2 protein-coding genes are annotated in these 499 nt (G+C 64.9%); both read left to right on the top strand.

Annotated features, from left to right (window positions below; translation table 11 throughout):
• The coding region (locus AACY49_RS30480; RefSeq protein WP_339527998.1) for a hypothetical protein at positions 1–262 on the top strand (262 nt) is incomplete at its 5' end.
• An 8-nt stretch (positions 263–270) separates the two neighbouring features.
• Positions 271–499, top strand: a 229-nt coding sequence (locus AACY49_RS30475) for a hypothetical protein (protein WP_339527996.1), incomplete at its 3' end; no start/stop codon positions are given.

Here is a 499-nt window from a genome sequence, read left to right as displayed (position 1 = left end):
CATGACGATCGGCGACTTCGTTCACTCGGCAGGCGGTGTGCAGAAGCTTGGCGACAAGACCGGGGTGTTCGTGGTCCGCGCCAATGGCACCGTGCTTTCCAACCGCAAGCGGATCTTCCGCGAGGCAGCGTTGCCCGGCGACCTGATTTACGTGCCGATCGATTCCAATCGCGGCGAATTCTGGGCGCGGATGCGCGACATCACCAGCAGCCTGTTCGGCGGACTGACCGGGGCGGCCACCATCGCCGCGCTGCTGAATTGAGCCGCGCGATGACGATCGGGAGCGGCCTCGTGTCGCTGCGGCACGATGCCCGCAATCGGCGGATCGCGTATGCCGTGCTCGCTGTGTTGCTCGCCATTCTCTGTGTTTTTCCGCAGCCTTACGTAGCCCGCGCCAAGATCGTGCCGCAGGATGGCAGCTCGATCGGGCTCAGTTCGTCGATGGGCGCAGCGGGCAGCCAGCTCCAAGGCTTTGCGGCATTGCTCGGCAGCGCGAAGA

This window comes from Pseudomonas sp. EL_65y_Pfl2_R96 (assembly GCF_963970905.1).
GTDB lineage: Bacteria > Pseudomonadota > Gammaproteobacteria > Pseudomonadales > Pseudomonadaceae > Aquipseudomonas.
The sequence above is the reverse complement of the archived record's forward strand: the minus strand, read 5'-3'. Positions and strand labels throughout refer to the sequence as shown.